The organism is Pseudarthrobacter sp. 01T43 (genome assembly GCF_056398665.1).
Genome location: NZ_JBFTPV010000003.1, coordinates 88322 through 108117 on the forward strand (window position 1 = coordinate 88322; position 19796 = coordinate 108117).

The 19796-nt window shown below is 65.7% G+C and carries 15 protein-coding genes; 6 read left to right on the forward strand and 9 right to left on the reverse strand.

The window, feature by feature from the left end:
* Positions 1-45 precede the first annotated feature (45 nt).
* Together AC1DIM_RS03880 and AC1DIM_RS03885 are read right to left on the reverse strand one after the other, a co-directional pair.
* Complete coding sequence (locus tag AC1DIM_RS03880) at positions 46-1233, reverse strand: ubiquitin-like domain-containing protein (protein ID WP_477709176.1); 1188 nt, start codon at positions 1231-1233, stop codon at positions 46-48.
* Between the two features lie 257 nt (positions 1234-1490).
* On the reverse strand, positions 1491-2396 hold the full coding sequence (locus AC1DIM_RS03885; RefSeq protein ID WP_477709177.1) for a TatD family hydrolase: 906 nt from the start codon (positions 2394-2396) through the stop codon (positions 1491-1493).
* A 164-nt stretch (positions 2397-2560) separates the two neighbouring features.
* On the opposite strand from AC1DIM_RS03885, the gene AC1DIM_RS03890 reads away from it, so the two are divergent.
* Genes AC1DIM_RS03890 through AC1DIM_RS03900 form a run of 3 tightly spaced genes read left to right on the forward strand, consistent with a single transcriptional unit; the run spans position 2561 to position 7640 of the window.
* Positions 2561-3670 carry an AAA family ATPase gene (locus AC1DIM_RS03890; RefSeq protein WP_477709178.1) on the forward strand — a complete coding sequence of 370 codons (1110 nt, stop codon included), beginning with the start codon at positions 2561-2563 and terminating at the stop codon, positions 3668-3670.
* A 14-nt stretch (positions 3671-3684) separates the two neighbouring features.
* Positions 3685-5124: a DUF58 domain-containing protein gene (locus tag AC1DIM_RS03895; RefSeq protein WP_477709179.1), complete on the forward strand. Its 1440-nt coding sequence runs from the start codon at positions 3685-3687 to the stop codon at positions 5122-5124.
* Positions 5121-7640, forward strand: a complete 2520-nt coding sequence (locus tag AC1DIM_RS03900; RefSeq protein WP_477709180.1) for a transglutaminase TgpA family protein — start codon at positions 5121-5123, stop codon at positions 7638-7640. The genes AC1DIM_RS03895 and AC1DIM_RS03900 overlap by 4 nt, the downstream gene beginning before the upstream one ends.
* Positions 7641-7771: 131 nt before the next feature.
* Here AC1DIM_RS03900 and AC1DIM_RS03905 read toward each other — a convergent pair whose 3' ends face one another.
* Together AC1DIM_RS03905 and rsmI are read right to left on the reverse strand one after the other, a co-directional pair.
* Positions 7772-9271, reverse strand: a complete 1500-nt coding sequence (locus tag AC1DIM_RS03905; protein WP_477709181.1) for an NAD-dependent succinate-semialdehyde dehydrogenase — start codon at positions 9269-9271, stop codon at positions 7772-7774.
* Between the two features lie 241 nt (positions 9272-9512).
* A complete protein-coding gene (rsmI, locus tag AC1DIM_RS03910) occupies positions 9513-10472 on the reverse strand; it encodes a 16S rRNA (cytidine(1402)-2'-O)-methyltransferase (RefSeq protein WP_477709182.1) in 960 nt (319 codons plus the stop codon).
* Positions 10473-10518: 46 nt separating this feature from the next.
* On the opposite strand from rsmI, the gene AC1DIM_RS03915 reads away from it, so the two are divergent.
* Together AC1DIM_RS03915 and AC1DIM_RS03920 are read left to right on the forward strand one after the other, a co-directional pair.
* Complete coding sequence (locus tag AC1DIM_RS03915) at positions 10519-12201, forward strand: dolichyl-phosphate-mannose--protein mannosyltransferase (protein WP_477709183.1); 1683 nt, start codon at positions 10519-10521, stop codon at positions 12199-12201.
* Between the two features lie 68 nt (positions 12202-12269).
* Positions 12270-14102, forward strand: a complete 1833-nt coding sequence (locus AC1DIM_RS03920; RefSeq protein WP_477709184.1) for an AMP-dependent synthetase/ligase — start codon at positions 12270-12272, stop codon at positions 14100-14102.
* On the opposite strand, the gene AC1DIM_RS03925 is transcribed toward AC1DIM_RS03920, so the two are convergent.
* The 5 genes from AC1DIM_RS03925 to AC1DIM_RS03945 form a co-directional block, all read right to left on the reverse strand.
* Positions 14099-15331 (reverse strand): TIGR01906 family membrane protein, encoded by a 1233-nt coding sequence (locus tag AC1DIM_RS03925; protein ID WP_477709185.1) that lies wholly within the window; start codon positions 15329-15331, stop codon positions 14099-14101. The genes AC1DIM_RS03920 and AC1DIM_RS03925 overlap by 4 nt on opposite strands.
* 81 nt (positions 15332-15412) lie before the next feature.
* The gene (locus AC1DIM_RS03930; RefSeq protein ID WP_477709186.1) at positions 15413-16651 is read right to left on the reverse strand and encodes a L,D-transpeptidase; all 1239 of its coding nucleotides are present in this window, start codon (positions 16649-16651) and stop codon (positions 15413-15415) included.
* Positions 16652-16714: 63 nt separating this feature from the next.
* A complete protein-coding gene (gene ahcY, locus AC1DIM_RS03935; protein ID WP_477709187.1) occupies positions 16715-18193 on the reverse strand; it encodes an adenosylhomocysteinase in 1479 nt (492 codons plus the stop codon).
* 71 nt (positions 18194-18264) lie between these two features.
* On the reverse strand, positions 18265-18486 hold the full coding sequence (locus AC1DIM_RS03940; protein WP_477709188.1) for a Trm112 family protein: 222 nt from the start codon (positions 18484-18486) through the stop codon (positions 18265-18267).
* A 187-nt stretch (positions 18487-18673) separates the two neighbouring features.
* Complete coding sequence (locus AC1DIM_RS03945; protein WP_190988494.1) at positions 18674-19063, reverse strand: DUF3499 domain-containing protein; 390 nt, start codon at positions 19061-19063, stop codon at positions 18674-18676.
* Between the two features lie 120 nt (positions 19064-19183).
* Between AC1DIM_RS03945 and AC1DIM_RS03950 the strand changes: the two genes are divergently transcribed.
* The gene (locus AC1DIM_RS03950) at positions 19184-19699 is read left to right on the forward strand and encodes a metallopeptidase family protein (RefSeq protein ID WP_477709189.1); all 516 of its coding nucleotides are present in this window, start codon (positions 19184-19186) and stop codon (positions 19697-19699) included.
* The last annotated feature ends 97 nt before the right edge of the window (positions 19700-19796 follow it).

Below are 19796 nucleotides of genomic sequence, written 5' to 3' on the forward strand. Positions count from 1 at the left end.
GACGGCTGTGGTCAGCTGCCGCCGGCGCAGGACTTTGAAGGCGCCCTAGCTTGAAGCGGCCCAGCCACAGCCCCACGGCTGCAGGCCACGCTGTGCATACACCTTATTGGCGATATCAATCTGCTGGGCCTTGGTGGCCAGGCTGGCATTCGGGGCGTATGCGCCGCCGCCGGAACCGACCCAGGTCCGGACGTCGAACTGGAGGCCGCCGTAATAGCCGTTGCCCGTGTTGATGGCCCAGTTTCCGCCGGCCTCGCACTGGGCGATCTTGTCCCACATGGCTTCGTTCATCATGGCCGGGGCTGCTGCACCGGTGTTGGCGCCCGCGGCGGCGGGTGCCGACGCGGCCGGCTTCGGCTTGCTGCCCACGGCGACCTTTTCCGTCACAGGCTGAACCGAAACCGCTTCGGAGACCAGCGTGCGGGAGGCTTCACGACCGTCCACCAGCACCAGCTTGAAGGTTTTGTCGACCTTGCCGGCGACGCCGGCCTGGGTGACCTTTTTCTCGCCCTTGAACAGGTCGGCGCTTTCGGTGCTCATGCTGTCAAAGGCCACGTCTTCGGTGGTCGCAGCCGTCTGGCTGGTATCCACGCGGGAGACCTTCACAACCATGTTGTTCACGACGTGCGCGTTACCAGGCTGGGACATCCGGTCATCGACGCCGAGCGTGATGCCGGCGTCTTCAATCACCTGGGCGACGGTTCCCGCCGTCGTGGTGGCCGTCGAGACCTTGCCGTCAGCAACAATGCTGACGCTCTTGGGGGTGGAAATTGAAACGTAAGAACCGTCTACCGCGAGCTGCGCATCCTTGGGCACTGAAACCGAAGAGGCACTCGCTACTCCGAGTTCGGTGACGAGGCCGGCAACATCCGGCGCGGTGGTGCTGACGGTCTTCTCCGCACCGTCCAGGCTGACCTTCACGGCCTTGGCCATGTTGACGTTGATGACAGTGCCGTTCTCCACTTTGACGTCCGCCGAGGGCGAGACGCGGTCAGCCGGCTTCAGTTCCACGTTTGCGCTTTTCACTACCTGGCCAACCGTGCCGCCGAAGGACTGGACCGAAGTCACTTTCCCATCGACATTCAGGGTAACGGTTTTGTTATTTCCGACGAAGGCCACGAGGCCTGCCACCAGCGCACAGAGCACCACCAGTTGGGTGCCGATCTTGATAAAACTGAACTTGCCGTCCGTTGTGAAGAGCTTGACCACGATTGCCCGTAACTTTAGATCCATCCGGGCACGGGGAAAAACGCAGTGAAATAGCCGGCGCAGACCCTGGGGGACAGCTCCGGGCATCGTTGCGCCGCCACACTTCCCTCTTGAGGCAGGCATCATCGGAGATGTGCCTGACCTCCTGCGAGTGAAGTGAAATTATCCGAAGGCCTTCCCCGACCCCGGCTAATAATTCTCCACTGTAACCGTAGCGTTATAAAGCAGCCAAGAAATTTGCATACTTAGTAGGGTGCGGAAGGTCACGGAACAAGGATTCGTTATGCCCAGGAACCGTATGCCCGCACGGTATTTTGGCTGATCCTTGCACAGAGCGCGGCGAGGTCGGTCCCTGTCAATTCGGCCATGGCCCGGACGGTGTAGGGCACCATATAACTGGCGTTGGGGCGGCCCCGGTGCGGATGCGGGGTCAGGAACGGAGCGTCGGTTTCCACCAGCACAAGCTCCGGGTCAGCCACCGCGAGCGCAGCCCGGAGGTTCGCCGCGTTCTTAAAGGTCAGCGTTCCCGCAAAGGACATGTTCCAGCCCGCCTCGTTGCAGATCCTGGCCAGCTCCTGATCGCCGGAGAAGCAATGGAACACCACCCGCTCCGGAGCCCCCTCTTCGCGCAGAACCTGCACCACGTCGTCGTGCGCGTCCCGGTCATGGATCTGGAGGGTCAGATTGAGGCGCTTGGCAATGTCAATGTGCCGGCGGAACGAATAACGCTGATGAGCCAGGCCCTCCCCCTCGGTGCGGAAGAAATCAAGGCCAGTCTCTCCGATGGCCCTGATCCGCGGGTGGGCGGCCAACCGCTCAATCTCCGCCAGCGCTTCCTCCAACTCGCCGCGCCGGGCATAGTCCGGGGCGTCGTTCGGGTGGAGCGCCACGGCCCCCAGCAACCTGCTGTCCAGGTCAACGGCCCGGACGGTGAACCGGGAGGACTCGAGGTCCGTACCCACCTGGACTGCGCCCTGTACGCCGACGGCCTGGGCGGCGTCCAACGCGGCCGCAATGGCCACCGGGCTGTCGCCGTTGGGGAAAGCGAAGTGCGTATGGTTGTCCATCACGGGGACCGGCAGGGGTTCCGGGGCCGGCGGATATTCGGGGCGCTTCTGCTGGTCGGAACCGGCTGGAGCATCGGCCCCTGCCACGCGGTAGGCGGCGGGAATCAGCGAATTGCACATCCTTCAACCCTAGCGCCGGCTGATGCCGGCAGATTTCAGGGAACTCTCTGTCAGCACCGGCAGTTGTGTTAGTAGTCTGGTACCAACAGATGCGAACGCCCACCGCCGGGCGAAGGCAGGCCGGCCGTCCCGTCCCAGGTGATCCCCGGGCTGAAAGGTTGCAGATGGACCCCCACCGCCGCACCGCCGTCAACGGGGTAGCCCCGGCCGGCAGGAACTTCACCGCGGTTTCCGGGCAGGTGGGGCACCTCAACGGCCACCGGACGTCCGCCATGGACGCCGCGGAATTCCACGCCGCCAGCCGTCGCATCCTGGACTCCATTAACACGGTGATCGATGGGAAATCCGATGCCGCCAGGCTGGCCCTGACGGTGCTCCTCGCCCAAGGCCACCTTCTGCTTGAAGACGTGCCTGGTGTGGGGAAGACATTGCTGGCAAAGAGCCTGGCCCGGACCATCGACTGCACAGTGAGCCGGATTCAGTTCACTCCCGACCTGCTGCCCTCGGACGTGACGGGCGTGTCCATCTACAACCAGTCAACGCGCCAGTTCGAATTCCGTCCCGGGGCCGTCTTCGCCAACATCGTCATTGGCGATGAAATCAACCGCGCCTCCGCCAAGACCCAGTCTGCACTGCTGGAGTGCATGGAGGAGCATCAGGTCACCGTGGACGGGGATTCCTACAAGCTCGATGAGCCATTCATGGTGGTGGCCACGCAGAACCCCATCGAGATGGAAGGGACCTATCCCCTTCCCGAGGCCCAGCGGGACCGGTTCATGGCCCGCATCTCCATGGGCTACCCGGACAAGGATTCCGAGATCGAAATGTTGGAGACCCATCAGGCGACCTCGCCGCTGGCCCGGTTGTCCGCGGTTGTCACCGCGGCGGATGTGGCTGCAATGATCGCAACCGTCCAGCAGGTCTATGTGTCCCAGGCGGTAAAGGAATACACCGTCTCCGTGGGCAGGGCGACGCGTGAAAGTCCCCTGCTCCGGCTGGGTGCGAGCCCACGCTCCATGCTGCAGCTGCTCCGGGCTGCCAAAGCCACGGCAGCACTGGACGGCCGGGACTTCGTGTTGCCCGACGACGTCGTGGGTGTGGCGGAGTCGGTACTGGCCCACCGCATCATCCTGGACCGCAAGGCTGCGGGCGCCGGTGAGACGCCGAACAGTGTCATCCAGGGGATCCTGTCCCGGCTTCCAGTGAGCCAGGATCCGGTGAACAGTCCGGCCCGGTCTTCGGCCGCGCCGGCCGGGTTGCGGCGGAACCACTAGGCAGGGCATTCCCCATGGCGCTGCTTGAGCGGTTTCCCCGGCATCTCTTCAGCCAGCGTGGGTGGGGGCTTTTGGCTGCGGGGGCCGTTTCGTTGGTGGCAGCTCAGATCATGGGACGCCGGGACCTCCTGAGCCTGAGTGTGCTCCTGATAGTCCTGCCTTTGGTTGCCCTTGCGGGCATCAGGCTCGTCAAGCCGCGCTTCCGGGTGTACCGGGAATTCCAGCCCTCCCCGGTGGAGACCTCCGCGGCCACCACCGTCCGGCTGGCCGTGGCCCGGAGCGGTTCGGGAGGCGGACGGGCGATCATGCAGGAGAAGCTGCCCCCGCGGTTCGGCGAGTCCCCGGCCTTTCGTTTTCCTGCGAGGTCAGCCACCGGCGGGACGAGCAGGTATGAATATCACCTGCACTCGACCAAACGCGGGCAGTACCTGATCGGCCCCGTGACTGCCGAGTTCACGGATCCGTTCGGTCTGTCACTGCACCGCCAGGCCATCGACGACGGCGACCTCCTCACCGTGACGCCCGCCGCCGTCGAGCTTCCCGTGACGGGGCTCGCGGGTGCCCGCGGCAACGACGGCATCACCGCCACCCGCATCCGCGCCAACCCCAGCGATGATGACGTGATGACCCGTGAATACCGCCCCGGCGATCCGATGCGGCGTGTCCACTGGGCAGCCACCGCCCGCCATGGCGAACTCATGGTGCGGCAGGAGGAATCCGTGACGACGCCGGAAGCCACCATCATCCTGGATCAGCGGTTCGGGGCGTTTTCCGGCAGCTCCGGCCCCGGTTTTGGGGGAACGCCTGCCGTGGACGGCCATGAGATGGCGAGCAGCGGCACGTTTGAGTGGGCAGTGGTGGCGGCGATGTCCATCTGCACGCACCTGGCGGAGCGGAACTACGCCCTGCGCCTGCTCGATCCCCGTGGCGAGCCGGCTTTCCTCCGTTCCCCGTCCGCACCGGAGCCGGATGCCGAGGAGTTCTCGGGAACATCGGGCCTCCAGTCCATCGCCGAGAGCCTCGCCGCCATCCATCTGTCGGGACCGCACCACAGCGGGTGGGAAGTGCACTCCGGCAGGGAAAAGCGCGTTGGGAGGGACCACGGCGGCCACGATTCAAGTCCCGACGTTTTCGACGACCACCTGATGGACAAGCTGTCAGCACACCGGATGCGTGGGCCCATCATCGCTGTGCTCGGCAGGATCTCCCCGGCCGAAGCCAAGGCCTTGGCGCCGGGTGCAGGCTACGGGGCAAACGCCTTCGCCATCATCGTCACCGACCGGCCCAAGGATTCCGAAGAAGCCCTTGAAGCACTGCGCCGGGGCGGCTGGCGTGCTGTTGCCGTGCCGGCCTCGGTTGCCGTACCCGTGGCTTGGAGCCACTTTGACGAGGAAGGGGCAGCGCCTGCCACAGCAGCAGCCGACGTCCGCCGCGGAGCGGAGGTGGGGCGGTGACGCTGGCACCGGAACGCAATGCTCCGCGTGAATCGCGGCCCACGGGAGCAGGCGCGGGCACAGCGTCGGGCGCTTCGCGACCGGCTCCCGTCCGGGCCCGGGTGGGGGCGTACCCGTGGGCCATGGCCGGTGCAGTCGCCCTTTCCGTGGTCGGGGCAGCTTTGTCCCTCAACGGTGTGCTGCGGGGGTGGGCGTGGTACCTGCCGGTCCTGACGACGGTGGCGGTGGTCTGCCTGACCCTCGCCGTGCTTCGTGCCCTGCGTACCCAGCCGCTCCTGGTGGCGGCTGGCGGCTTCGCATCCCTGATTGCGATCCTTACCCTGACTTTCTTCCGCAGCACGGGAATTGCCGGCTTCATTCCCTCCGGGGCGACCATGACCGAACTGGACAGGTTCATTCGCCGCGCCAGCGAGACCGTACTCGCCGAGAGTGCGCCCGTGGCTCCGAACGCGGGCATCGTGATGGTCACCTGCGCCGTCCTGGGCCTGGCCGTCATCCTCATTGATGCGTTGGCAGTCCCCCTCGGCATGCCAGCCACAACAGGCCTAGGCCTGCTTGCCATCATGGTGGTTCCGGCCATGGTGAAACCGCAGAGTGTAGGGGTGTGGGGATTCGGCGCGGCTGCAGCCGGCTACTTGCTGATCCTGGCCTGCAGCCAATGGTTTGCCCCTGATTCCCGCACCCCTGCGGACAACGGGAGGACTCCCGGGCACCTCCGGCGGGCTGTGCTGACCGGCACCGTGGCCCTGGTGGCCACCCTGGCGGTTCCGCTGGCCATTCCCGGTTTCGATCAAGGTACATTCCCGCAGGGTTCCCGCCTCAACCCCTGGGGTGCCGGCAGCGGCCTGAATCCGATGATCACCCTCGGCAATAGCCTGCGGACCCCCGCCGGGACGGGCCGGATCACTTATGCCACCAACGCGTCCGGGCCGCTGTACCTGAGGTCCGTCACGGTGGATAACTTCGACGGCGACACCTGGGGACCCGACGACCGGGACGCAGAACGCCTGCCTGTTTCCGGGCCAATCCCAACCGGCTATGACGTCACCGCGACGGAGCAGCAGCAAGTCACCGTAGTGGACACTGGCACCTTTACCAGCCCCTACCTGCCGTTGCCTTATGCGCCGGAAACAATCCGCGGGCTCAACGGGTCCTGGACGTGGGACCCTGCCACCCTCGCCGTCAAGGGACTCAACACCAATACGCGCGCCCAGCAATATATTGTGGTGTCCTCCGTGCCGGAACTCACTGCCGCCATGCTCCGGCAGTCGTCCCGGGACGTGCGCGGAATCCTGGACGAATTTACTAGGATTCCCGGTGGCGTGCCGGATATCGTCCGGCGCACCGCCGATGCGGTGACCGGTTCCAGCGATAACGCCTATGCCAAGGCGATGGCCATTCAGAAGTACCTGCGCTCAGGAGAGTTCACCTACTCCCTGCAGTCCCCCGTCCAGGGCGGCTACGACGGAAACGGGCTTTCGGTGCTGGCCGACTTCCTCACCCAGAAGAGCGGCTACTGCATACACTTCTCCTCCGCCATGGCAGTCATGGCCCGGCTGGAGGGAATTCCCAGCCGCATCGCCGTCGGCTACGCGCCGGGCCGGGCCACTGGCGCCAGCGTCGCCGTTGCCGGGCAGGCCCTCCCGGAGTACGAAGTGGATGCCCGCGACGCCCACGCGTGGCCGGAGCTTTACTTCCAGGGATTGGGCTGGGTGCCCTTCGAGCCCACGCCATCACGCGGGGTAGTGCCTGGTTACGCAACTGRACCGGTCAGCCCCACCTCTCCTGACCTCGTTGAAAATAACAAGGACCTGCTGCCCAATGCAACAGCCCCCATACCGACGCCGGGCGCGACGGCGGCGCCCCTCCCGGGTGCCGGCGGCAGCAACGACATCGGTCAGCTGCTCCTGCAGTGGCTGCCCGGCGCAGCCGGTGTCCTGGGACTCCTCCTCGTCGCGGCGTCGCCGCGGCTGGTCCGCATGGGGATCCGCTCACGGCGGCTTCAACGGCCAGCACCGGACAGCGGTGACGCCGTTCCGCTGGCCTGGGCTGAACTGCGCGACCTTGGCACCGACTACGGCCTGCCGCCACAGTCCAGCGAAACGGCCCGGGCCTACTCCGCGCGCCTCCGGCGTTCCGCACTGCTCGGGGAGCCTGGCGGGATGGAGCACGCGGCACACCAAGCCGTCCTCACGCTGACCGCCGACTTCGAACGCCGGAACTACGGCCGGCCGGGCAACCCCGCAACCTCGGCAGAGGAGCCCGGACGGGTTGCACCGCGCATCTGGGCGGTGCAACAGTCGCTGCGGGACAATGCCCCGCTCCCCCGGCGGTTGCGCGCCGTCTGGCTCCCGGCATCGGTCCTGCGCCGCTGGGCCCGGTTCCTGGCAGCGCCCTTCCGCGGGATCGGCACGCTCACCCGCCGGGCGGGTAGGGCCGCAGCGCGCTTCTGGTCAGCGCGCTTCTGGTCAGGGCGCTTCTGGTCAAGGGCGCGCCACGCCTTGTTCCGTCCGTGAGGCGGCCAGTGACAGGATGAGCGGCTCACGGGCACTGACAGGACGGGTGCGCTGACGGGACACGCTCAAAGACAGGACACCCTCAGTGACAGGATGAGCGGCGGCTCCTCCCGTCAGCAGTTCCGCCCTGTTCAGCCCGCGTAAGGGTCAGCGATCCCGATGTACTGGGTGTACAGGTATTCCTCAATGCCTTCGAGGCCACCTTCGCGTCCCAGCCCGGACTGCTTGACGCCGCCGAACGGTGCTGCCGCATTGGAGATGACGCCCGCGTTGAGGCCCAGCATGCCGGTCTCAAGGCGTTCGCCCATCCGGAGCCCGCGGTTCAGGTCCCTGGTGAAGACATAGGCGACGAGCCCGTATTCCGTATTGTTTGCCAACCGGACGGCGTCGTCTTCCGTGCCGAAGGTGATGATCGGTGCGACGGGTCCGAAAATCTCCTCAGACAGGATCCGGGCGCCCTCGGTGACGCCGGTCAGGATGGTGGGCTGATAGAAGTAACCCGGCCCGTCAGCCGCGGCACCGCCCAGGACTGCCTTGGCCCCGGAGGCAACAGCGTCGGTGACGAGTTCGTGGACCTTGTCCCGGCTCTTGGCATCGATCAGCGGGCCCACTTTGGACTCGGGCTCGGTGCCACGGGCGGTGGTCATGGCGCGCATTTTTGAAGCGAACTTCTCGGCGAACTCGTCCGCAACGGACTCGTGAACGATGAACCTGTTCGCCGCGGTGCAGGCCTCACCCATGTTCCGCAGCTTGGCCAGCATGGCCCCGGCGACGGCGGCGTCCAGGTCCGCGTCCTCGAACACCACAAACGGCGCGTTCCCGCCGAGCTCCATGGAAGTCCGCAGCACCGTTTCCGAGGCGTCGGCCAGCAGGCGGCGGCCCACTTCGGTAGAGCCGGTGAAAGACAGTTTGCGCAGGCGCTGGTCTTTGATCAGCGGGCCGGTGGTGGCGCCTGCGGTAGAGGTGGGAATGACGTTCAGGACACCGGCAGGCAGGCCAGCTTCCAGCATGACGGCAGCGAACAGCTGGGACGTCAGCGGCGTCAGGTTGGCCGACTTCAGCACCATGGTGCAGCCGGCGGCCACGGCGGGGGCGATCTTGCGCGTGGCCATGGCCAACGGGAAGTTCCACGGCGTGATCAGCAGGCACGGGCCCACCGGCTTCTTGGTGACCAGCAGCCGGGACTTGCCGTCAGGGGATACGGAGTAGCGGCCGAACGCGCGCACCGCTTCCTCGGAGAACCAGCGCAGGAACTCCGACCCGTAGGTGACTTCACCCCGGGCCTCAGCCAGCGGCTTGCCCATCTCCAACGTCATCAGCAGCGCGAAATCCTCGGCCCGCTCCGTCACCAGATCGAACGCCCGCCGCAGGATTTCGCCGCGCTCCCGGGGCGGCACCTTCGCCCAGGACTCCTGGGCGGCGGCGGCAGCGTCCAGGGCCGCCATGGCATCCTCGGGGCCGGCGTCGGCGATGCTCACCAGCACCTTCCCGGTGGCGGGATCTTCGACGTCGAACGTTTTCCCCGAAGCGGCGGGCCGCCACTCACCGTTGATCAGCAGGCCGGTAGGAACAGAAGCCAGCAGCTCGCTCTCGCGGTCTGCAGTAACAGCTGGCTGTGCAGTGACGGTCACGATGACTCCCTCGTCAGTAAGAATGGTTTGAGCCCTGTGGAGCCTTGGGTGCCCCGCCTCGCGGCTGATTCCTTTTCACAGTACTGCTCCGCCGGACTGAGGGTCTACGCCTGACTGCACCACTCACCGGGCGCCAAGATGTTCACCTGCACAACGGACGGTGCGGATGTTCCGGGCTCATTTCCCACCCGCCTGGTGTTCGCCGGTCTCGTTTCCGCCCGGTCGCCCGCCGTTCCGCCATTTAGCGGGCCGCCAGCACCGCCGAGTACAGCTCGCGCTTGCTGACACGCACATCCTCAGCGACGGCGGCCACTGCTTCCTTAAGCCGAATCCCCTGGGCCATCAACTCGTTGACGGCTGCCACGTGGTCTTCGGGCGTGCCCGGCGCCTGCTCGGGCGCACCGCCCAGCACCACCGCGATCTCGCCCCGGACCTCGTTGCTCTCCGCCCAGAGCAGCAACTCCCCCACGGTGCCGCGGATGACTTCTTCGTAGGTCTTGGTCAGTTCGCGGCAGACAGCGATCCGGCGCTCCGAGCCGAAGCGTTCCCGGAGCGCCCGAAGCATCGGCTCAAGCCGGTGCGGTGCCTCGAAAAAAACCATGGTCCGGCGTTCCGCGGCAAGGTCCGCAAGCCGGGATGCGCGCTCGCCCGCCTTCCTGGGCAGGAAACCCTCGAAGCAGAAGCGGTCCGTGGGGAGGCCGGACAGTGCCAAAGCCGTCAGCACAGCAGAAGGCCCCGGGACGGCGGTCACTGTCAGCCCGGCAGCCACAGCGCCTTCCACCAGGCGGAAGCCGGGGTCCGATACGGACGGCATTCCGGCGTCCGTGACCATAACGAGGGTTTTGCCTGCCCGTACCTGCTCCAGCAGTTCGGCGGTCTTGGTGGCCTCGTTGTGCTCGTGGTAGCTGATGACCCGCCCGGCAACGGTAATGCCGAGGCTCTGGACCAGGCGGTGCAGGCGCCTGGTGTCCTCGGCCGCCACGATGTCCGCCGTGCCAAGCAGGTCGATCAGCCGGGCCGAGGCATCGCCGGTATTGCCGATCGGCGTGGCCGCCAGGACGATCCGCCCCGGCCCGGCTGCGACGGGACCAGCAGCGACGGGACCAGCAGCGACTTGGCCCACCTCAGCTACGGGCGAAGGATCCGAGGGGCTGGGATCTGCAGGGCTGGAATCGGCGAAAGTGCTGGGGTTAGGGTCCACCCCACCAGCCTACTGCTGGCAGGTGAAGGAGGCGGTAAAAGGTAGCATGGGGCTCGTGACGCAGACCTCGATGCGGCCTGCCGAGGCCAGCGAAACCATTCCCACTGCCGGCCGCCCATGGATCGCCCGCCCTGCCGAGGCATACACTGCGGCAGCCCTCCGTGAGCGCCTGATTGGCGGAATCCGCAGCTGGCGTGATTACCCGCCGTCGTTGCGCATCTGGTTTTGGCTGGTTCCTGCCCTGACTACGCTGATCGGCGGCATCCTCCGTTTTGTGCGGCTGGACAACCCGCACAGCCTGGTCTTCGACGAAACGTACTACGTCAAGGATGCCTACTCCTACCTGGTCAGCGGCTACGAGCGCAATTGGCCGGACAAGGCCAACGACTCCTTCAACGCCGGCAACCCTGCCATCCTGCTGAACAGTCCCGAATACGTGGTCCATCCACCGGTGGGCAAGTGGATGATCGCCGGGGGCATGTGGCTGTTCGGATCGGATAATCCGTTTGGCTGGCGGTTCGGCGCGGCGCTGACGGGCACCCTGTCCGTCCTGCTTCTGACGCTCATCGCCCTGAAACTGTTCCGCTCCCTGCCACTGGCCGCGGCGGCCGGACTCCTGCTCGCCGTCGACGGCCACCACCTGGTGATGTCGCGGACCTCGCTGCTGGACATCTTCCTGATGTTCTGGATCCTGGCCGCCTTCGGGGCCTTGCTGATGGACCGCGACGACGGGCGCCGGCGCCTGGCTGCCCGGCTCGCACGGCTGGCAGCGGTGTCGACGACGGGCCGCCCTTCCGGTGGCCAGCTCCTGGCGGGCCCGTGGCTGGGTATCCGCTGGTGGGGGGTCGCTGCGGGCGTCTGCATGGGCCTCGCAATAGGTACTAAATGGTCTGGCCTGTTCTTCCTCGCCGGTTTCGGTATCCTCACTGTCCTGTGGGATCTGAATGCGCGCCGGGTGGCCGGCATCCGTGGCTGGATCAGCGGGGGAATCATCAAGGACGGACTGCCGGCCTTCGCCAGCATGGTTCCCGTGGCCGCCCTCGTGTACACGGCAACGTGGACCGGCTGGTTCCGTTCCGGGGATGCCTACTTCCGCCACTGGGCCGAGGACCATCCGGATGCAAGGTGGGGCTGGGTGCCGGACTCCATCCGCTCGCTTGCCCATTACCATCTGGAGGCTTATAAGTTCCACCAGGGCCTGAGTTCGGAGCACCCGTATGAGGCCAGCGCCTGGAGCTGGCTGGTCATGGGCCGGCCAACCTCGTTTTACTACCAGCAGCCGGGACCGGAGACCCCGGAGTGCGCTGCCGCCCGCTGCGCCTCGGCCATCCTCTCCGTCGGGAACCCCTTGATCTGGTGGAGTGCCGCGATCTCACTGGTGGTCCTGGTCTTCTGGTGGGCTGGACGCCGTGACTGGCGCGCAGGAGCTGTCCTGGCGGGCGTCGCTGCGGGGTATCTGCCGTGGTTCATGTATCCGGAACGCACCATGTTCTTTTTCTATGCAGTCTCCTTTGAGCCGTTCCTGATACTCGCCCTCGTGTACTGCCTGGGCCTGGTCCTGGGCCGGGAAAGCGACCCGCTCTGGCGCCGGCGTTCCGGACTTTACCTGCTGGCGCTGTTCGTCGCCGCTGCGCTCCTGCTCTCCGCTTTCTTCTACCCCTTGTGGACCGCGGAGACCATTTCCTACGAGGAATGGCGTTTCAGAATGTGGATGCCTTCCTGGATCTAGGGCAGGATGGCATCAAACCCTCGAAATAGCCGCGCGCCGCGGTACGGCTGCGGAACGGAGACGCCCCCGTGCGGGAAGCAAGCACAGAACTCCTGGTGGAGCTGGACCCGGACAGCAATGTCACTGACCTGCTGCTCCAGCAGGAAGCTGCAAACACAGCCCACCCGTTGTACGCCCGAAAGGGCCCCAACGGGTGGACTGATGTACCCGCGCACAAGTTCCTGCAGGATGTCCGCGCCCTCGCGAAGGGTCTGATTGCCGGTGGCGTGGAGCCCGGCGACAGTGTGGTGGTGATGTCCGCAACCCGCTATGAGTGGACGCTGGTTGACTTCGCCGTCTGGTTCGCCGGCGGCGTCACCGTGCCCGTGTATGAGACCTCCTCCCCGGGGCAGCTGGAGTGGGTTTTGCGCGACGCCGGCGCCCGCCATGTTTTCGCCGAGGACCGCGCCACCGTGGCTCTGATCGCCAGGGTGCTGGAAGCCTCGACCCTCCTGCAGGACCGGCTGGTCAGTGTGGTCAGGATGGATTTCGACGGCGAAGCACCGGACCTCGCCAGCCTCTCGGCCGCCGGAACGGGGGTAACGGACGCCGAACTGGAACGCCACCGCACCGCCGCCGGCCTGGCCGACGTCGCATCCCTGGTCTACACGTCCGGCACCACCGGCCACCCCAAAGGCTGCGAGATCACCCACGGTAATTTTGCGCTCGTGGCCGTCAATGTGGTGGCTTTCCTGCCTGAGATCCTGAAGCAGCCCCACGCGCGGACACTGATTTTCCTGCCCCTGGCCCATGTGCTGGCCCGGGCTGTCCAGGTGGCCTGCCTCCATGCAGGCGCAACGCTGGGCCACGTCAACGGTGCTGCGGTGTTGCTTGAGGATCTGGGGACATTTAGACCGACTTTCCTCCTGGCCGTGCCCCGGATTTTCGAGAAGGTGCGCGCGGGCGCCGCGCACAAGGCAGCCATGGCAGGCCGGTCACGGATCTTCGGGGCGGCCTCCGCAGCGGCCATCCGCTACTCCACCGAGCAGGACAAAGCCGCCCGCGGTCAAGGCGGCGGGCCGGGCTTCGGGTTGCGGGTGCGGCATGCCCTTTTTGACCGGCTTGTGTATGCCCGGCTCCGCCACGTCTTTGGCGGCCGGGTGGGCCATATCGTGTCCGGGGCCAGCCCCCTGTCATCCGACGACGCGCATTTCTTCCGCGGGGCGGGGATCCCGGTTCTGGAGGGCTACGGGCTGACCGAAACCACGGCGCCCTGTACGGCCAACACGATCGGCCGCACCCGGGTGGGTAGCGTGGGCATCCCCCTGCCGGGAACCACCGTCAGGGTCGCGGAGGACGGCGAAGTGCTGGTCAAGGGCATCGGTGTCTTCAAGGGATACCACGCCAACGAAGCGGCCAACGCGGCGGCCTTCGTAGACGGGTTCTTCCGCACCGGGGACCTCGGCGAACTCGACCCTGAGGGATTCCTGACCATCACCGGCCGCAAGAAGGACCTGCTGGTGACCGCCGGCGGGAAGAACGTGGCTCCCGGCCCCCTCGAAGCAAAGATCCGCACTCACCAGCTCGTAGACCACGCAGTGGTGGTGGGCGATGGGAAACCCTATGTTGCCGCGCTCGTCAGCCTGGATCCCGCCGGCCTGGAAAACTGGTGCCAGGAAAACAGCGTGAAGCTATTGCCTCTGGCCGAGGCGGCCCGGGACTCCCGCGTCCGGAGCGCGATTCAGACAGCCGTGGATGAAGCCAACACGCTGGTGTCCAAGGCTGAAGCCGTCCGGAGTTTTGCCATCCTGGCTGCGCCGCTCACGGAGGAGTCCGGTCACCTGACGCCATCACTGAAACTTAAGAGGGCCGCCGTCGTCAGTGATTTTGAAGCGGAGATTACCGGCCTGTACCGCAGTTAGGCCGGAACCTGAGCGGCTTCCTGGTCATCTGTGAGCAGACCGCGACGGCGTCGTGTGGGCCAGGTGAGGATCAGCGTGACCACTGAGGCCAAGAAGACAAGTCCGGCGATGACGATGCCCGCATCAATCCAGAACTGCCCCGGGAACAGACGGATCAGCGTGTCCTCAAGCGCGAAAGTCCAGGAACCGCTGGCGAAGAACAGCCGGTGGAACTCCGTGAAGAACTGCTGCCAGCTCAGCACGGCCAGTGCGCCAAGACCCAGGATGATGGCCAGGGACACAATGGAGCCCGCGAACAGCCCCCGCCGCACTCCCCCTGCGCTTCGACGGCGCAGGTAGGCGATCGCCACGATACTGAGCACGATCAGGAGCGCCCCCGCGGCGAAGGCCGAGAGAATGACCAGTTTTACGTCCGCCATGTGGCTGACTTCGCCATCCTTGAACAGATTGCCGCCGCTGCGGTTCACCAGGTCTCCGAGGTACCGCGGCCCTGCCCAGTTACTGAGATAGTCGACGGCGTAGGAGCCGTAGGTCATCCTGTCGTCGGTACTGAAGCCGTAGCCGTCCCCGGGAAAGCCGGGCCTGTTGTACTCAACCCACAGGAACAGCGGGCTGGTCACGGCTCGGACGGCGAGCACCAACAGGATCGCTGGGTAGCACAAGGCCAGGAGGACCTGCCAGATGCGCGGGGCCACTGGTTTTGCGTTGGCAGCGCTTTCCCGCTCCGCGTTGCGGCGCTCCACTTCCTCTTCGGGAGGCCGGACCTGGAGTGCCGAGGTGGGGAGCGGTTCACTATAGGGACTGGACTGGTGACGCGCCGCACCGGTAAGGGGTACTTTCTTCCCGGCAGCCACGGCGGAGGACCCGACGGCGGAGGACCCGACGGCGGCGGCCCCGACGGCGGTACGCTCGGTTCCAGCGCGACCGGCGTCAGCGCGGTCCGCTGGCAAAGGTTCGTCCCAGGCAGGTTCTCCCCCTGAAGGTTCGTCCCTGGCAGGCTCAACGGCAGCAGGCTCAACCACTGCAGGCTCAACGGCAGCAGTGTCAGCGGCTGCAGGTTGAGCGTCAGCAGGTTCGAAGGCTGCCTCCGCCGCTTTGCGGTCGGCTCGGCTTTCGGGCTGACCTGTCAGCCAGGCAAATGCGGGCTCATCCGAGTCCGAAGAAGTATCAAGGTGCGGATCCGGCTGCGGCTCCGTGCTCTTGGCAGGGGTCGGCGAGTTGTCGTTCACAGCAGCGTCACTTCCGTTGGGGTCCGCGCCGCCCGGCTTTGGTCCGGGCAGTGCAGGGTGTCTGGTCTCGAGCCTACCGGCCTAGTTGTCATACTCGGTCCAAGGGATGTTCCAGTCCCCATAGCCGTCGTCCAAAGCGGCGTAGTCGCCCTCGGTGTTGATGATCTGCACAACATCGCCCGTGGTCATGTTGTCAAAGACCCAGGCTGCCCCGTCGGGAGCGAACCCGATGCAGCCGTGGGAAACGTTCGTGTTGCCAATGTAGGGGAAGGCGGACTCGAGCGCCTGGTGAATGTACGCCCCACTGAGCGTCAGCCGGATGGAGTATTCCACATCCACTTCACCGTAATACGCAGGGTCCCCTGGTTTGAGGCCGATGCTCGCGGCGCGGAAGTGATCGAAGCGGTTCTTCTCCATCAGCACGGCGTAGCCACGGGCGGACGGGAATCGCTTGTCGCCCATGCTGACCGGGAGGGTCTTGACTACCTGGTCGTTGACGCTCAGGGTGAAGGTGTGTGCGGCGGCGTCGGCGATGGCAACTTTCTTGTCACCGAAACGGATGGTCGCCTTCTTGTTGAAGTTGGCGATCTGGCCGTTGCCGAGGTCTACTCCGAAGAGCTGCATGTCCATGGAGACGGTGGAGTTGGCTGCCCAGAAGGCTTCCGGGCGGTAGCGGACCATGGTATCGCTGAACCAGTGGAAGGCCCCGGCCTGGCCGGCGCTGGAGGTGATCTTGATGGCCTTCTCCACAGCATCCCGGTTGACCACCGGCTCGCTGAAGACCACCTGCAGTGGCTGGCCAACGCCCACCTTCATGCCATCCAGGGGGTAGATCGCGGCGTTGGCCTCGTTGGTGCTGGACACCGTATTAAATGACTGCGTGGTGGTGGTTTCGCGTCCTGCTTCGTCGGTTACCACGTACGTGTAGCTGTATTCAGTGTTGAATTTCAGCGGTGCCGTGGCTGACCAACTGCTGCCATCGGTGGCGAAGGTGCCCGGGATTGCTTCGCCCGAGGTGCTGGTGAGCGTGACACTCTCGATCCTGCCGTGGCCGACCTTCACGGAGACCGGCGATGCCGGGTTGACCTGTTTGGCGGCGGCGGCAGGCGTGATGTCCACCTTGACCGGAGGCACCACGGGCGATGCCACGCCCGGTGCCGAACGGACTGCGGAAGCTGCTTCCGATTCGAGGGCGCCGCGGGTCACACCCGGAGCGACGGCGGCGAAGACACCGCCTGCTGCAGCAAGGACGCAGACGGCTGCCACAACGAGAATCTTTTTGGCGGTCGACATCCGGTATGGCTTTGCTTCAGGCTCCATAGTCCGATCATATTGGTTGAAGGTAACAACCCCGGGCGCGGTCAGCGCCCGGGGAGTCACACCTCAGTAACGATAATGCTCCGGCTTGTAAGGGCCGGCGACGTCGAGGTCCAGATATTCAGCCTGTTCCTTTGACAGTTCGGTGAGCTCGACGTCGAGGGCATCCAGGTGGAGCCGGGCAACCTTTTCATCGAGGATCTTCGGCAGGACGTAGACCTGCTTGTCGTACTCCCGCTCGCCTGCCGGCTGGTCCCGCTTCGTCCACAGCTCGATCTGGGCAATCGTTTGGTTGGCGAAGGAGTTGCTCATCACGAAGGACGGGTGGCCGGTAGCGTTCCCAAGGTTGAGCAGGCGGCCCTCGGACAGGACAATGATGGAGCGCTCTTCCGCAGTCCCGGCGTCGAGCACCCACTCGTGCACCTGGGGCTTGATCTCGACCTTCTTGACGCCGGGGATCCTGGCCAGGCCGGCCATGTCGATCTCGTTATCGAAGTGGCCGATGTTGCCCACGATCGCCTTGTCCCGCATCCCGGCCATATGCTCCGCCATGATGACGTCCTTGTTGCCCGTGGTGGTGATGAAGATGTGGCCTTCGCTGAGGACGGACTCAAGCTTGGCCACCTGGTAGCCGTCCATTGCTGCCTGAAGGGCGCAAATAGGGTCGATTTCGGTGACGATCACACGTGAGCCCTGGCCGCGGAATGCCTCTGCCGCGCCCTTGCCGACGTCGCCATAGCCGCAGACGACGGCGACCTTGCCGCCCATCAGGACGTCCGTGGCGCGGTTGATGCCGTCGGGAAGGGAGTGCCGGATGCCGTACTTGTTGTCGAACTTGCTCTTGGTGACGGAGTCGTTGACGTTGATGGCCGGGAACAGCAGCTTGCCCTGTTCCGCGAGCTGGTAGAGGCGGTGCACGCCTGTGGTGGTTTCCTCAGTGACGCCGCGCAGGCGGGACCCGATCCGGGTCCACCGCTGGGTGTCCTCGTGGAGGGAGGCGCGGAGCGCATCCAGGAAGATCCGGCCTTCTTCGGACTCATCCTCGGCCGCGGCCGGCACAGCACCCGCGGCCTCGAACTCAACACCCTTGTGGACCAGCATGGTGGCGTCCCCGCCGTCGTCCAGGATCATATTCGGGCCGAGCTCCGGATCAGCGTCTGCACCGGGCCAGGTGAGGATCTGCTGCGCAGTCCACCAGTATTCTTCGAGGGTTTCGCCCTTCCAGGCGAACACTGGAACTCCCTGGGGGTCCTCAACGGTGCCGCTGCCCACCACGATGGCGGCCGCAGCTTCGTCCTGGGTGGAGAAAATGTTGCAGGAGGCCCAGCGGACCTCGGCACCGAGCGCCGTGAGGGTTTCGATCAGGACGGCGGTCTGCACCGTCATGTGGAGGGAACCGGCGATCCGCGCGCCCTTCAGCGGCTGGCTGGGACCAAACTCCTTGCGAAGGGACATCAGCCCGGGCATCTCGTGCTCGGCCAGCCGGATCTGGTGGCGTCCGGCTTCGGCCAGCGAAATGTCGGCGACCTTGTAGTCAATTGTCATGGTATTCCTTTGCTCTGTCCGATAGCGCGACGGCGTCGAAGCGTCTGCGTGCAAGTCGATTGGGATGAAAGTCAGGAGACAGCGGAGTCGTGCTGGTCGGAGCCGGCCGCGGTGGCGGCCTGGAGCAGTTCCGGCGGAAGGAGGAGCGGGATGCCGTCCTGGATCGGATACCGGAGCTTCACGCCCGACTCTCCCGCCGCCGTCGACACAAGCTCTTCGCCTTCCTGGACCAGCGGCGAGCCGGTCACGGGACAGCGCAGGACGGACAACAGCTCAGGACTGATCTTTGCCATGGTGGATGCTCCCGAAAGGGCGCGCGTGCGCGCCGGTGGCTGACTGATTAGCAGGTTCAAGCCTACCGCCACATCAGTATCGGCCAGGTGCGCGGCCGAGGAGGTTCGCGGTCAGAAAGATGCGCGCGCGTCGAGGATTCGAACAGAACAGTGTGCGCGTGGAACATTCGACCCGGGTGGTCCGCAATCAGGACGGTTCGCGCAGGATCCGCAGATGCCCCCGGCGGGTACCTTCGGCACCGGCCGGCGCTTCCAGCGCTGAATGCGCGGCACGCTGGGCCTGCGTTGTCTGCGGCTTGGGTGGCAGCGCCGCTGCTTCCCGGACCGCGTTGGCCAAGGCCAGGAGATCATCCGGGCCGGGCTGCTGCGGGGTGGTGGGCATCGCCAGGCGAAGCACTTCCCAACCACGGGGAACCGTCAGCGATCCGGCATGCTGCTCGCACAAATCGTAACAATGCGGCTCCGCGTAGGTGGCGAGCGGGCCGAGCACGGCGGTGGAGTCCGCGTAGACGTACGTCAAAGTTGCCACCGCTGACTGACGGCAGGCCGATCTTGAACATTGACGGATAGCTCCCACGACATCACAGACTACTCTGTCTGAGCGGATTTTCCCCGTATTTGCCGCTCCAGTGGCCGCGCCCCGGCGCTGCCCGCGGTTAGTGTCGCGTAAAACTGCGGCCGGGTTTACAGTCAATGTATGCAGTCATCGAACCATGATTCAGCTTTTTCGGTCCGTTTGGCTGACCCGGACGACCGAAGCGGAGAAGCGGGACCGGACTCACCGGGCCGCAGCTTTGCAATGCGCCGCAGGAACCGCCATGGCCGCGGCCTTCGAGGGGAACTGGTCCTGCCCACGCATCCCGGGTACCGGACGCGGTCTGACCGTTTTGATGACATGGTGCTGGACTCTGCCCAGCGGCTGCACGACATCTGGGGCAAGACGCTGGACGGCGTCCGATTCGCCGTGGATGAGATACCGCCGGATCTGGAGCAGTTGGTGGCCAACGGCGCGCCGCCGCCGATGGGCGTCTACACTCCCGCAACGGACGAGGAAGGACCTGTCATCACCCTGTATCGGCGGGTGGTGGAACAGGTCTGCGGCAGCCGCGACGAACTCCAGGACCTGGTCCACGACGTTGTGGTTGAGCACACTGCCGAAATGCTCGGAGTGGCACCGGAAACACTCGATCCGGTGTACCGCCGCCGGTACTGAGCCGCAGGCAGATAGCCCTCGGCACCAGGCGGCCGTCGCATAGCTGCTGGTGAGCGACCGGCGGCTAGCCATCGGTATTGAACCCGCCAAAACCAGC